The organism is Jeotgalicoccus aerolatus (assembly GCF_014635205.1).
Lineage (GTDB): Bacteria > Bacillota > Bacilli > Staphylococcales > Salinicoccaceae > Jeotgalicoccus > Jeotgalicoccus aerolatus.
The window spans coordinates 638817-652035 of record NZ_BMCN01000001.1; the positions used below are offsets into that span (position 1 = coordinate 638817).

14 protein-coding genes are annotated in these 13219 nt (G+C 40.0%); 4 read left to right on the forward strand and 10 right to left on the reverse strand.

Going from position 1 to position 13219, the window contains the following annotated elements:
- The first annotated feature begins 44 nt into the window (after positions 1 to 44).
- Positions 45 to 1298, forward strand: a complete 1254-nt coding sequence (locus IEU81_RS03300) for an MFS transporter (protein WP_186090273.1) — start codon at positions 45 to 47, stop codon at positions 1296 to 1298.
- 138 nt (positions 1299 to 1436) lie between these two features.
- Here IEU81_RS03300 and IEU81_RS03305 read toward each other — a convergent pair whose 3' ends face one another.
- Both IEU81_RS03305 and IEU81_RS03310 read right to left on the reverse strand, forming a co-directional pair.
- Positions 1437 to 3059, reverse strand: a complete 1623-nt coding sequence (locus tag IEU81_RS03305) for an SLC13 family permease (protein ID WP_231957160.1) — start codon at positions 3057 to 3059, stop codon at positions 1437 to 1439.
- Positions 3060 to 3270: 211 nt separating this feature from the next.
- Complete coding sequence (locus IEU81_RS03310) at positions 3271 to 4503, reverse strand: MFS transporter (protein ID WP_186090276.1); 1233 nt, start codon at positions 4501 to 4503, stop codon at positions 3271 to 3273.
- Positions 4504 to 4729: 226 nt separating this feature from the next.
- On the opposite strand from IEU81_RS03310, the gene IEU81_RS03315 reads away from it, so the two are divergent.
- Positions 4730 to 5953 carry a pyridoxal-phosphate-dependent aminotransferase family protein gene (locus tag IEU81_RS03315; protein ID WP_186090278.1) on the forward strand — a complete coding sequence of 408 codons (1224 nt, stop codon included), beginning with the start codon at positions 4730 to 4732 and terminating at the stop codon, positions 5951 to 5953.
- A 123-nt stretch (positions 5954 to 6076) separates the two neighbouring features.
- Here the strand turns inward: IEU81_RS03315 and IEU81_RS03320 are convergent, their stop codons facing one another.
- Entirely contained in the window at positions 6077 to 6274 is a 198-nt protein-coding gene (locus tag IEU81_RS03320) for a hypothetical protein (protein WP_186090280.1), read from the reverse strand.
- An 80-nt stretch (positions 6275 to 6354) separates the two neighbouring features.
- On the opposite strand from IEU81_RS03320, the gene IEU81_RS03325 reads away from it, so the two are divergent.
- Positions 6355 to 6993 carry a pyridoxamine 5'-phosphate oxidase family protein gene (locus IEU81_RS03325; RefSeq protein WP_186090282.1) on the forward strand — a complete coding sequence of 213 codons (639 nt, stop codon included), beginning with the start codon at positions 6355 to 6357 and terminating at the stop codon, positions 6991 to 6993.
- Between the two features lie 3 nt (positions 6994 to 6996).
- On the opposite strand, the gene IEU81_RS03330 is transcribed toward IEU81_RS03325, so the two are convergent.
- On the reverse strand, positions 6997 to 7704 hold the full coding sequence (locus tag IEU81_RS03330; RefSeq protein ID WP_186090284.1) for a tyrosine-protein phosphatase: 708 nt from the start codon (positions 7702 to 7704) through the stop codon (positions 6997 to 6999).
- A gap of 142 nt (positions 7705 to 7846) precedes the next feature.
- On the opposite strand from IEU81_RS03330, the gene IEU81_RS03335 reads away from it, so the two are divergent.
- Positions 7847 to 8236, forward strand: coding sequence for a cysteine hydrolase family protein (locus IEU81_RS03335; RefSeq protein WP_268884140.1), 390 nt, complete (start codon positions 7847 to 7849; stop codon positions 8234 to 8236).
- A gap of 161 nt (positions 8237 to 8397) precedes the next feature.
- Here IEU81_RS03335 and IEU81_RS03340 read toward each other — a convergent pair whose 3' ends face one another.
- From IEU81_RS03340 to IEU81_RS03365, 6 genes are all read right to left on the reverse strand, one after another.
- Entirely contained in the window at positions 8398 to 9903 is a 1506-nt protein-coding gene (locus IEU81_RS03340) for a TcaA second domain-containing protein (protein ID WP_186090286.1), read from the reverse strand.
- A gap of 14 nt (positions 9904 to 9917) precedes the next feature.
- A complete protein-coding gene (locus tag IEU81_RS03345) occupies positions 9918 to 10688 on the reverse strand; it encodes a zinc ribbon domain-containing protein (RefSeq protein WP_186090288.1) in 771 nt (256 codons plus the stop codon).
- 422 nt (positions 10689 to 11110) lie between these two features.
- Positions 11111 to 11377, reverse strand: coding sequence for a zinc ribbon domain-containing protein (locus IEU81_RS03350; protein WP_186090290.1), 267 nt, complete (start codon positions 11375 to 11377; stop codon positions 11111 to 11113).
- A 106-nt stretch (positions 11378 to 11483) separates the two neighbouring features.
- The gene (locus IEU81_RS03355) at positions 11484 to 11747 is read right to left on the reverse strand and encodes a zinc-ribbon domain-containing protein (RefSeq protein ID WP_115884599.1); all 264 of its coding nucleotides are present in this window, start codon (positions 11745 to 11747) and stop codon (positions 11484 to 11486) included.
- Between the two features lie 132 nt (positions 11748 to 11879).
- The gene (locus tag IEU81_RS03360; protein WP_186090291.1) at positions 11880 to 12548 is read right to left on the reverse strand and encodes a hypothetical protein; all 669 of its coding nucleotides are present in this window, start codon (positions 12546 to 12548) and stop codon (positions 11880 to 11882) included.
- A 77-nt stretch (positions 12549 to 12625) separates the two neighbouring features.
- Complete coding sequence (locus tag IEU81_RS03365; RefSeq protein WP_186090292.1) at positions 12626 to 13147, reverse strand: YdcF family protein; 522 nt, start codon at positions 13145 to 13147, stop codon at positions 12626 to 12628.
- Positions 13148 to 13219 lie beyond the last annotated feature (72 nt).

Sequence of the window (13219 nt, forward strand, 5' to 3'; positions counted from 1 at the left end):
GGCGTATACTATAAGTAGTTAAAAATTTATAGAAGGCGTACTTCATGAACGAATTAGAAAAAAACGGCTCCCAGTACTATAAGAAAATTATAGTCGCTTTAGTACTTGGTTGGGTCGCGATCTGGATTTACAGAACGATACTAACACCAATCTATCCTCAAATTCAAAGCTCCTTAGGTGATGTTTCACAATCACAAATTGGTCTTATCGCTTCTGTTTACTTCTTTGCTTATACAGGAATGCAAATTCCCGCAGGTGCACTGGCTGATAAATTTGGTCAGAAAGCAGTCTTAATACCAGCATTTATCGGGTTTGCAATCGGTGCAGTCGTACTTGGTACATCGAGCACAATCATTCAAGTTTACATCGGTTCACTGATTGCCGGTCTAGCAACAGGTAGTTATTACGAATCAGCATACAGTTTATCAGCAAAACACGTGCCAAAAGACAAGAAAACTTTTGCCAACGCAATTATCAGCAGCGGTTCTGCTGTCGGTATGGTAATCGGTCTTATAGGTTCTTCAGTTTTAGTCGGCGGACTTAATATCGAATGGAACTGGATGCTTTACGGTACAGCGTTAATTATCCTCGGCGTCACATTTGTATTCTTCATCAACATCAAGAGTGATAAAAAAGCTGCCGTAATTGAAAACCCAGAGAATGCTGAAGCCACTTCAGCAGATATCGTCACTGATCAAGAAAATGATGTATCACTATTCTCAAGCAAGCACATTACAGTTTACTTTACCTATTTCGCAGTGTGTTACGGTTACTACATGATCGTGACATGGTTACCGTCGTTCCTAGTTGCTGAAAAAGGATTCGCACAATCAGATGTGGGTTATGTTTCAGCCTTAGTTGCTGTTGCAGGTATTCCAGGTGCCTTAATTTTTGCCCGTCTGATCGACAGAAGACAACAGGATCGTTTGAAATACATCCTGATGCTGTTAATCGTTGCAGCAATTATGATTGGTCTGACAGTATACTCCCCAGCACCTTGGGTACTATATATCGCACTGATTATCTACGGATTAATGGGTAAACTGGCTATAGACCCGGTACTGATTACTTATGTATCAGATTCTGTTCCAGAGCATAAAACAGCAAAAGCGCTTGGTCTGTTTAACTTCTTCGGAATGGCATCATCAGTCGTTGCCCCTTGGCTGACAGGTTATATCGGTGACGTTACTGGATCACAAGTCCTTGCTTTCTACATCGGTTCAATCTTACTAATTGCCGCAGCAGTATTTTTCTTCTTTGTAATCTACCTTAGAAGCGGAAAAGAATCACACGCTTAAATATATTTATAAAAGCAGCGGAGTCATCTATTTAATAGATATCTTCGCTGCTTTTTTGTCTTGAATTTTATAATTGCTCACTGACGAAAATGAGTCCCCTCTTTTGCAGGGGACTCATTTATTTTATTTATTAAACTGTTAGAACGGGAATACATGCAGGTCGATACCGTAAACGACCGGCACCCACAGATAAACCACAACGATAATGATAACTGAAGCAATGACATTCAGCCAGAACCCTGTTTTAACCATTTCTGCGATACTTACCTTATTTGTTCCAAAGACAATCGCATTCGGCGGTGTTCCGACAGGCAGCATGAAAGCACAGTTTGCAGCCATTGCTGCCGGAATCATTAAAGCAAGCGGATGAACATCAAGAGCAATCGCAAGTCCTGCAAGTACAGGTAAAATCATCGTTGCTGTTGCTGTATTTGATGTGAACTCTGTTAAGAACAGTATTAAAATTGCCACGATAGCAATCATCAGAATCAGCGGCATGCCGCCTACACCTGCGAGCATTTCACCAATCCAGGCATCTACGCCTGTGGCAACTATAGATCCAGCTAAAGCCAGCCCGCCCCCGAACAGAAGCAGAACGCCCCAAGGCAAGTCTTTTGCGACACCCCAGTCGAGAACACGCCCGTTTTGTTTCTTCGATGGAATCAGGAACAGAAGAACAGCAGCGAACATCGCAATGGAACCGTCGCCGAGCATTTCTGTAAACGCGAACTGATCGAAGAAAAAACCGCGCATAATCCATAGGGCTGCTGCCAGGATGAATATTACCAGCACCCATACTTCTTCTCTTGTCATTTTTCCAAGCTTTTCAAGTTCATCTGTGATAATTTTACGTCCGCCCGGCAGTTCTTTCATACCGTGCTTAAACGAGAAGTAATTCATATATGCCCAGGCAATCGCAAGCATTACAATGACTACCGGTATACCGACGAGCATCCACTGGGCAAAGTTTAATTCAACATCAAAAATCTGTCTCATCTGGCCTGCCAGTATAATCAGCGGCGGCGTTCCGATTAAAGTACCGAGTCCGCCGATTGTTCCTGCATAACCGATACCGAGGACGAGTGCTTTCTCAAATAATTTAACATCGCCTCCGAGTTCCGGCGTTGATAACGAATGTGCTTCTTTAATAATTGCAAGACCGATTGGAATCATAATCATTACTGCTGCTGTATTGGATACGAACATTGAAAGCAAGGCAGTAGAGACCATAAAACCAAGTAAAATTGTTGCTGTTGTCGTACCTATAGCTTTAATAATAGACAGGGCAATACGGGTATGTAAATTCCATTTTTCCATTGCTACGGCGAGTAAGAAACCGCCTAAGAATAAGAATACTATGTCATCTCCGTAAAAACTTGCTGTTTCCTGATTTGACATTACTCCACCCATCGGGAACAGAACCAGGGGCAACAGCGATGTGGCTGGAATCGGAATAGCTTCGGTGACCCACCAAGTTGCTATCCACAATGCCGCAGCAACAACAAAGATGCCTGTGCTGTCCAGTGAATCGGATTTTAAAAACAGCAGAGCCAGAACAAAAAGCAGAGGCCCTAAAATTAAACCGATTAATTGAGCTTTACTATATGCTTTCCTGTGCTCTTCAGGCGAAGGCGCACCGGTCGCTGCATTTCTTAAATCTTTAGTACTAAAAAACTTGAGTAATGATTTTGTCCTTTTGGATTCACTCCAAAGGTTATCATAACTTTTTTGGACAACTCCTCTATCTTTGGAATCGCTCACAAAAATCCCCCCTAAAATAAACATGATTTGAATTTATCATAAATATTCAGATAAATCTATATAAATTTAATGTTTACTGATAAGTTTATCTTATTATTAAAATCATGTAAGCGCTTATAGTAAGAATTGTGCGAATAGTTTGTACCCATCTTTCATAAAAAAACCCAAAGCTGATGTGAGCTTTGGGAAGGTCTTACTATTTAATATTAATTTAATTTTCTACATGCTCTACTCTTTTATAACCTGATTCATCCAGCAGGAATACCGCAATAATACCGACTGCAAGCAGGCCGCCTGCAAGGTAGAAACCCATATCCAAGTTTCCTGTAACATCTGTAATGAAACCGGTAATGTACGGTGCTAAAATTGATGCCGACATTCCGATAAAGTTATAAATACCGAATGAAGTTGCAAGACCGACACGCGGTGCGTTATTAGCTACAACGGCAATCAGTACAGGGTTTGTACTTAACTTACCAACGATACCATAAACGATGAGTGATACATAGAGTACCCATATCTGGTCGAAGAGTACTATAGATATTGTCGATAGAAAAGCCAGCGGAACCATTACTAATAATACCGGGCGCTGCTTGCCTAATTTATCTGACAGCCATCCGAAGAACAGCATACCAGGAATTGATGCCCATGGTACTAATGATGACACGAAAGCAACACTTGAGCCGCTGATGCCGCGTGCTGTTTCAAGGTAGTACGGCAGCCAGGTCAGAATTACGAAGAAACCGTAGATCGAACAGAATATAGTGATAAAAGCCAGTATAAGGTTTCTATTTTTGAACAGTTCCGATACTTTCAGTTTCGCCGGCGCACCGCTTTCGCTCGTTGGCGCCTGATAACCGGGCGGGTGCTCCTTCACTATAATCCACATAATAATACCGATCACAATTACGATAACACCCATAATCCAGAACGGTGTACGCCATGACATGTCCATTTCCTGAACTGTAATACTGGAAATCCAATACCCGGCTGACATACCGATAGCCATACCACTGTTAATAATGGCACTGCCGAGTGTCAGGCGTTTTTGCGGAATTGCTTCAGATGATAATCCGTACTGCGGTCCGTAGAATACCCCCTGGAAAGTACCAGTCAGGAACCACATCATCAGGAACATATAGAATGTTATCATCTGTCCTGAAACTATTGCAAGCACACCAAAGCCGATAAAGGCAGGGATAATCATTTTCTTCCTTCCGAATTTATCTCCGAGATAGCCTGAAGGAATCTGTGTGACAGTATATCCTAAGAAGAACAGACTGCTCAGAAGGCCGAGCTGGGTTGCGTTAATGGCAAATTCAGACTGAATATTGGTCATAATCGGATTTAAAATTGTACGCGTTGCATAAATCGCAATCCATCCGAGCGTAAAAACAATGACGATTTTTATCCAGTAGCTGTTGGAAAGTTTTTTGTTTTCCATGGTTAATCTCCTTTTATAATATTTTTATATTATGATCACCTTATATTTTACAGGACCTCTCCAGATATTACTTTATCTATAGTAGATAAAATTTTTATATACATTGTGCAAAACATCACAAAAAACTGGTGTGAAAATAAGTTTTATAAAAATATTTGTATAATTGCGTTAATAATTATATTATTAACAGTACAAAAAAATAAAAAGACGAAGGATGATGCGCATAATGGCAAGTTTACAAATAAACAAAAGACTGATCATGACACCTGGACCTGTTGCAGTGGATCCGAGAGTATCCCAGGCTATGAGCAATTCTATTCTTGGACAATTCGATCCGGAATTTACCGGAATAATGGATGAAACTATGGAATTAATCCGGAAATCATTTAAAACTGAAAATAAATGGTCATTTCCAATAGACGGCACAAGCCGTGCCGGCATCGAGGCTGTAATTGCCAGTATCGTTGAGCCGGGCGACAAGGTACTCGTTCCGATAATCGGACGTTTCGGTTACCTGGTGACTGAACTGGTTGAACGGGCCGGCGGTGTCGTTCATACAATCGAAGCGCCGATGGGAGAAGTAATCCCTGAGGATGATATTATAAAAAAAATGGATGAAGTACAACCTAAAGTTCTGACAATTATTCACGGAGAAACATCGTCCGGCCGCCTGCAGCCGATTCAGAAAATTGGACATGCAGCAAAAGAACGCGGCATCTTTACTGTAGTCGATGCAGTGGCAACTTATATGGGCCAGGATATAGCGGTTGATGAATGGGCACTCGATGCAGTAATCGGCGGTGCCCAGAAATGTCTGTCGGTGCCGTCGGGAATTACTCCGATTACCTTTAATGAACGTTTCAGCGATGAGATCAATAAGCGGAAACGCGTGGAAAAAGGAATACGTACAGAGAATGACAAGTCGACATCCCATTTCATTACGAGCAACTATCTGGATTTAACCCAGCTGCAGGACTACTGGGGCGAACGCCGCTTAAACCACCATACAGAGGCAACGGTAAATGTATACGGGCTGTATGAAGGACTGAAACTCGCAGTAGCTGAAGGAGTAGAAGCACGAGCCCGCCGTCACAGCTATCACCACGAAGCGATGAAAGAAGGAATAAAAGCACTCGGTCTTGAGCTGTTCGGTGATGAAGAACATGAGATGCAGATGGTCGTCTGCGTTAAAATACCGGAAGGAATTAATGACGCGGAATTCCGTGCTGAGTTGCTATCACGCTTCGGTGTTGAAATTGCCGGCACCTTCGGTGCGGCTGCAGGTAAAATCTGGCGCATCGGTACTATGGGACATGTTGCTGAAAAACAGAATCTGCTGAACTTCATTACTACATTCGGTGTGTTTATACAGTCGCAGGGAGCAGACAATATTGACCCTGCCGCTGGATTAAAAGCGATGACAGACTTTTACGATAACAATTCACTATAACCTGAAGAGCCCGGATCCTGCTTTAACATTCGAGAATCCGCCTTTCATTTATTTCAGCGTAAAAAGGCTCGGAAATCTTAAATTCAAGATTCCCGAGCCTTTTATCTTATTGTCCCAGTTTCTTTATATACTCCGCACTTCAAGAGAAGTTACCAGACTTAAATTAACGTAAACTTCTCCGCCGCTCCGACTCGGAAGTTTCACAAACTGATTATCTTCAAAAGTACCGTCGATTAAGCCGAGCAGCTCATTTACCGCTTCTGTCTTGTTCACTTCCATCGTCGATCCGCCGATATAATGAATCGTAATAATCTGTTTCATTTCCTTCACCTCTTTGTAAACTATACCCGTATTTTATAACTTTAAAAATGTTAAAATTGAGCATATTAAGGAGTGATATTATGTCACAGGGTGAACGTAATTTACAGGAAATGCACGGAACAAAACGCCGTGCAGATGCTTTTTACAACAATCAGATGATCGACTATTTAAATACGGAAATGCAGGAGTTTGTGAAAGCCCGGCAGTTTTTGTTCATGTCGACAAGCGACGCCGGCGGCAACTGTGATTCGACCTTTAAAGCTGGTGAACCGGGTTTCGTTTATATAATAGACAATAAACGTCTCATGTACCCGGAATACCGCGGCAACGGTGTCATGGCATCGCTTGGAAATATTACTGAGAATCCGCATATCGGCCTTCTGTTTATCGATTTCTTTGAAGATCAGATCGGACTGCACGTTAACGGTGCTGCTGAAATTATTGAAAACGATGAACTACATACAATTATTCCGGATAAAAACACCCGAACTGCTCTTTTTGCACAGCACGAAAACCGGACAGAACTCTGGGTCGTGACGACAGTGCATGAAGCTTACATCCACTGTTCGAAACATATCCCTAAGCTCGTCGATACGAAAAATCTAACTGACTGGGGAACCGATGATACTAAAAATCTAACTGACTGGGGAACCGATGATACTAAAAAAAAGGGCGGCGACTATTTTAAAGTGAAACAAAGTAAAAAAGAGCGGGAATAATTATTATTGATTATGCAGTACATCAGCTGCCGTCTGTTTCATCTTTTCAACATAGGACTTACCGAGTTCGTTTTCAATAATTTCAAATGCCTCTTTGGACATAAACGGCCTGTATTCTGCATGGTGAGCATCGCTTGCCACAATTTGAATCAGGCCTTTTTGTATCAGCTCTAGTGAGTTCTCCTGCAGGTCGCTGCCGAATTCTCCGCATACGGAAGCCGCTGTCACCTGGGCCAGCGCTCCCTCTTTAATTAAGCGCGCTAAAATTTGCTCATTTTTAACAAGCGGACGGCAGCGTTCGGGGTGGGCAATAATCGGAGTAAGTCCGAGCTCCCGGAGGGCCGTAAAGACTTCATCCACATCTTCGCGCAGTTCCGTAAAAGAAAACTCGATAAGAATATATTTGCTGCCGGCCAGTGTCAAAGCTTCTCCCGTTCGGAGCTCCTCAATCAAATCATCGTTGATTCGGATTTCCTGGCCCGGATGCACTTTGACAGGCAGCTGGTGTTTATCGATAATATTTTGTACTTCAGAAAGCTTTTCTTTTACAATATCAGCAGGTGTATTATACGTACCGCTGTGATGATGCGGCGTACAGATAATATCTGTAATGCCTTCGTCCGCTGCCTGATTGAGTAAATCCAGAGTTTCTTCTTCAGACTTCGGACCATCGTCTACGTTGATTAATAAGTGATTATGAATATCTATCATTAAATCTCTCCATTCACTGTAGTCACCTATATTATACCGCGGATTAGTGCTTAGATAAAAATATCCGTTTTGATTTAACAAATCTCTTACAAATGTATATCATTTTTTAACAGGATTTGATTTTCACTTAATTATTCAGCACATCTCTGCAGATCCTTCTTTAGGCGTTTTCCTGCCTGAATCAGAAGGTGCTGATATTCATGAATCAGTACTACCAAAAGAAGTCAAAACAGTGATTGTTAAAAACTTCCCGAACAGCTTCCTTAAGACTGATCTTGAAAGTAAATTAAGAGACAATGGTGTCACAAAAGTAATTGTTATCGGCATGATGACGCATATGTGTATTGATGCGACAGCAAGAGCTGCGGTAGATTTAGGATTTGAAATGACAGTGATTGAAGACGCATGTGCTACACTCGATCTGTCTTATAATGAACATGATGTGCCGGCAGAACAGGTTCACTACTCATTCATCGCAGCTTTAAACGGTATGTATGCAGAAATCACATCAACAGAAGATTTTCTAAAATAAGGTAATATATTAAAAGCCAGTCCGAAAATACTCGGGCTGCCTTTTTTGTATGCGGAGAAGCTGGAAGTTGTTTCCTTCCAATTAACTTCTATTTACTGTTTAATAATTAAATAGATTAAAAAAGCCCCCCTTTACAGGGAGCCTTGTTTTAAAGATGTTAATTATAAATCGCTGAAACTTGTAATTTTCAATTCAAGTGTTTCCGGGTCATACTCAATATTATAGCGCGTTAAATATGTCGCAGGGTCATCGATATCATCATGCATTCTGCGTGTTTCTGCATCAATTACAATTGAGTTGCCGTCTTTGCTGTAGTTGCTGAACGATACCCGCTGAATATCCAAGTTTCCAAATGAATCACTGTCGAGATTGCTTTCCAGAATATCCAAAATATCAGAACCTTCGGCAATGTATGGTTCAACCTCACCGATATCATCAAACATGTACATAAACTCCAGAGCATTTAAGTAATCTCTGACCAGATTTTCAACATTTGATTCCATATCTTCTTCAAACGATTCCCGGGTTTCTTCAATCTGTTCCTGTTCTGACACTTTCTCCTGCTGGTCATACATTGCTTCTTCGTCAAATTTCACTTCAAGAGTATAGTAAGGAATAGATTGGTCATAATCGGAAAACAGTTCTTCACTATCTTCATTTATATTAAGCGTTACGCTGTCCATGTTAAAAGTTTCACCGCCGTATTCGACTGTGCCTTCTATTACGTATTCCTCATTATATTTAAATGGACCGATTTTCGGATATGAATCGAGTTCTTCATCCTCTGCGAACGGTTCGCCGTTCAATGTCAATGAAATATCTTCGCTGCTGATATCCAAACCGTAGAAAGAAAGTGCAGGTACAATCAGTTCTACGTTATAAAGATCTGCATTCAAAATACCTTCTACTCTATCATAGGACTCTGCAAAGTTAACTTGCACTGATGCGTTATATTCTTCTGATTCATTAATAATTCCGGTACCTTCAAAATTATATTTACCCGGAATCAGTTCGTTAAACTTACTGTCGCTAGTATCCCACGATACAGTTTCACCATTAAATTCGTAGTTAAAAGTATCCAGTCCGCCGCTTTCTTCAACATATACATTGGATTTCGGAATACTAAACTGATAATCATCGAAGAATAAATATTTAGAACCGTTTTGTTCAATCGACAGCAGCGTATGCAGGCCGTCATGAATGTCATTGCCGGGCACACCGTCACTCAAATACGTCTTTTGTTCATTAATCATGTCTTCATACTGAGACATGCCGATTTCACTGTCTACATAAGCAAAGTAAGCCAGTGCTTCTTCTTCTGATATATCAGTGCTGACTGCTTTTTGAAATGACTCTGTGTCTTCACTCGTTACAGCTTCACTGATCTCGTCGTATGCAGCGTCCGGAGACGCCATATTTTCAAGTATTTTATAAATTATAAACAGGGCAATAATCACTGCTGCTGCAATGCTGATAATCATAATTAACTTTTTCTTTTTCTTCGGATCCATAGGTTCGCGCGCGACATCATCTGAAGCTGTCTGTGACGTCACATAAGCCGGCTGCTCTTTCTTTTCCTCGTCTTGTGCGGCTACAGTCGTACCGCAGTGAGTGCACACTTTAGCGTTATCGCGAAGTTCATGTCCGCAATTCTTACAAAATTTCATTGGCTCCTCCTAATTTAAAACATAAATAAGTCTTCCATATAATACAGGGATTGTGCAATTGCGATACGGACTAAAATATAATAAATAATTGCATTAATAATGAAGTAAATAATTAATGAGTAATAGCTGTCAAACTTCACATTGTGATTCTGTGCGTACCTCAGGAAAATATAAATTGGTGCTGTAATAAATAACAGTGATCCAACTACCCAGAAAAGCATACCGATTTCCACCAGTGTAATTGCTGAAAAGCCAATTGCCACTACAAACAAGCCGAGTACAATCGTTGTTGAAACAGAAAAGTCATGCAGAATCTGCTGCCAGCTCCTCGCATTTTTTAACAATAAAACATTCATGAGCATGGTGACCCCGTAATAAATTGCAATCAATACTGCCAGCACGAAGAAAATTCTAAACAGTACAGAGAATGGAACTGACGTGTAAGGTCCTGCCAGCGACCGCCCCATAATAAAGAAGAGCAGACTGACAATTACTGCTGCCATACCAACCGTCCCAGATGTAACAGATGGAGCGTAAATTTTGTCAGCTCCTATCATTCTTCCCGGTCTTAAAAAAGAATTTTTAATAAAAGATAAAACCGTTTTAAAATATGTATTTCTGTTAGGCGCTGAAGTGCCTGCTTTTCCTTGCTGATTTGTATCAGACACCATCTTAATATGACCGTTGTCAGGCTCGTTTCCTGTGATTTTTGAAACATCTGTTCCGCACTCTCCGCAGAAACGGTCACCTTCAAAAATCTGCGCTTTACAATTTGGACATTGCATAAATTTTCCTCCTTTTCCTTATTTACTTTAATTATAACAATCATTGCTTTTTTAACAATAACTTATCTGAAAATTTATTCTTATAAACCAGATAAAAAGAACATACATTTAACTATTTTCGCCAATATTTTACAGGTAGTTCTTTAAAGAATATATAAAGTTCATATATTGAGATTAATTTATATACATGAGATGGTATTATGTTTAGAAGTATTATAGCTTCAAATCACAAGAAATTTCATCTTGCCCCTGTCAGACAACAGAGTGAGTGCGGTAAATGATATTCCAACAAACAAAGATATTAATTTGATTAATCATCAAAATAAAAGAAATAAGATTGAGCGATAATTAAAAAGCAGAGGTGTAAACGTTAATGAGTTTACACCTCTGCTTTTATTAATTTAGGATTATCCTGAGATTTTCTATTCAGTCGACTTGCCGAACTTTCTGCGTTCCGCTTCAAGTTCCAGGTCGTCCACTTCGTCATCTAGATATGTTTCATCAGGAAGATTTTCTATCGGTTCATTGTAAGACACAGGACCGTCGAGAATCTCTTCTTCTACTGCTACGTTCTCTATTCTGTCTTCGACATCTTCGGCTTGTTCTCCGCCGTAAGTATACGCTCCGCAATTCGAACAAATAGCAGTTTCATCGGTGAGTTTCGCACCGCAATTTTGACATGCATCCATAATGTAAACTTCTTTTCAGTTTATGTTCTTAGACAAATACCCTTATCAAAGATATCTAGTCATTTCAGCATCAAAAAAACTTCCCGGCAACACCGGGAAGCAAGCTTTAGTCTTCATCCGCACGGCCAAAATCACTGCGTTCTTTTTTCTGCTGTTTATTTAACTCGTCTTCAGGATAATTCTCTTCCGGCATATCTTCCATTTTGTTATCTTTACCGGGACCATTTAAGAACTCCTCTTCAGGTGCTCTTTCCTGAATCAGACCATTAGCATCTGTGAAATTCTCATCATCGCGGATAAACTCTCCGCAATTTGGACAAACTCTTGTCCCTTCCAGTACTTCTTCACCGCAATTTTGACATGTCACCATAGGAATCACTCACTTTCAGTAAAGTATTTTCTAATAGATAAATACCCGATTAGATATATATTAGTCATTTATTAATCAATCAAAATAAAAAAACCGTCCTTAATACAAATTAAGAACGGTGCAAATTTAAAATTATACCAGCTGATCTTTAAACATATCATCGTAAAATGACAATGTGAATACCGAGTAGAATGATACCAGCGGTGACTGGATTAAATTGTTTTTCCATGCTGTTTCAAAGGCATTATCGATGTTGTAGTCCAGCACTGTTGTATAGAATACATCATCGTAAATCTTGCTGAGAACATGGTTATTGCTTGCCTGCAGCTGAGTGATAACAATCTTCAGTGTTTCGTTCATGTCACCCGTGTTCTGCTCTACGAGACGCAGCAGCGGTTCTAATTCTTTAGTCAGCTGAATCAGCTGTTTACGGATTTCCTGGTTTTTATCTTCAAGTTCTTTAGGAAAATCTAGAGGATAAAAATCCTGATCCGTTTTTTCAAGCGTGAATCGTTCTAATACTTCAAACTCCGAAGGATACTGAACTTTATCCTCTTCACTTAAAACACCATGAGTACTTTGCATCAGAGACAATCTGATTAAATCGATTCTAACGAAAGCACGGCAAAGTTCGACGACTGATAAATGGTTGAACCCTTCTTCCTTAAACTGAGCTAAAATGTCATCCAGTTTTTTGGACTGTGCTTCAATCATTTCCGGCAAACGTGTCATCCGATATGTGAAGTTTCTATAGTCTGTCTGATTCAATAATTCTTCTTTAGTTTCTTTATAACTCTTCATGTAATCCCCTATTCTTTATGTCATTATTAACAGTTTAACATACAGTGGATTAAAATTTGATGCTCCTGCTGATTTTATTACTGATATCTTAACCGGGATACTCTTCTGTATCTGCTCTTATTATAAAGCAGTTTGTCTTTAGTAAAGAATTTATAATTCCGCAAGAGATATAATACTATCTTCACAGCTTCAGATGAATATTCGAGCAGTGTCGTTTGATGATTAACGCCTATAAATTTTAAGTTTCTGCTCCCGTTAAACACCTTATTAAAAACCATTCTGGTGCGGAAAATGTGGTATTGGCTCGTAACGATGATGACATGACTGTAATGTAACCTGGATAGTATCTGCTGAATTTCTACTGCGTTGTTGTAAGTGGTCGTTGAGAAGTATTCTGTGAGGATATGACGTTCGTCTATATAATCGTAGCTGGAGTTTAAAAGATCTTTCGTACCGCGGAGTTCGTTATCATCATTAAAAGATGTAATGAGTATATGTGCCTGATCATAATCAAATTTTTGATATATATCCGCAACTGCTTTAAAGCGACGGTAATCACCGTCAAGGTAAACAATTAGTGTTTTACTATCATAAGACATAACAGTACTCACCTCATCTGTATTGTTACCTGCAGTGTAATAATACAGTATTTAGATACAGTTTTAGATGCG

Bases quoted from the DNA above. Each gene is read 5' to 3' on its own strand.
- IEU81_RS03300 (WP_186090273.1), top strand. From the start codon at position 45: ATGAACGAATTAGAAAAAAACGGCTCCCAGTACTATAAGAAAATTATA.
- IEU81_RS03310 (WP_186090276.1), bottom strand. From the start codon at position 4,503: ATGGAAAACAAAAAACTTTCCAACAGCTACTGGATAAAAATCGTCATT.
- IEU81_RS03315 (WP_186090278.1), top strand. From the start codon at position 4,730: ATGGCAAGTTTACAAATAAACAAAAGACTGATCATGACACCTGGACCT.
- IEU81_RS03320 (WP_186090280.1), bottom strand. From the start codon at position 6,274: ATGAAACAGATTATTACGATTCATTATATCGGCGGATCGACGATGGAA.
- IEU81_RS03325 (WP_186090282.1), top strand. From the start codon at position 6,355: ATGTCACAGGGTGAACGTAATTTACAGGAAATGCACGGAACAAAACGC.
- IEU81_RS03330 (WP_186090284.1), bottom strand. From the start codon at position 7,704: ATGATAGATATTCATAATCACTTATTAATCAACGTAGACGATGGTCCG.
- IEU81_RS03340 (WP_186090286.1), bottom strand. From the start codon at position 9,903: ATGAAATTTTGTAAGAATTGCGGACATGAACTTCGCGATAACGCTAAA.
- IEU81_RS03345 (WP_186090288.1), bottom strand. From the start codon at position 10,688: ATGCAATGTCCAAATTGTAAAGCGCAGATTTTTGAAGGTGACCGTTTC.
- IEU81_RS03350 (WP_186090290.1), bottom strand. From the start codon at position 11,377: ATGGATGCATGTCAAAATTGCGGTGCGAAACTCACCGATGAAACTGCT.
- IEU81_RS03355 (WP_115884599.1), bottom strand. From the start codon at position 11,747: ATGGTGACATGTCAAAATTGCGGTGAAGAAGTACTGGAAGGGACAAGA.
- IEU81_RS03360 (WP_186090291.1), bottom strand. From the start codon at position 12,548: ATGAAGAGTTATAAAGAAACTAAAGAAGAATTATTGAATCAGACAGAC.
- IEU81_RS03365 (WP_186090292.1), bottom strand. From the start codon at position 13,147: ATGTCTTATGATAGTAAAACACTAATTGTTTACCTTGACGGTGATTAC.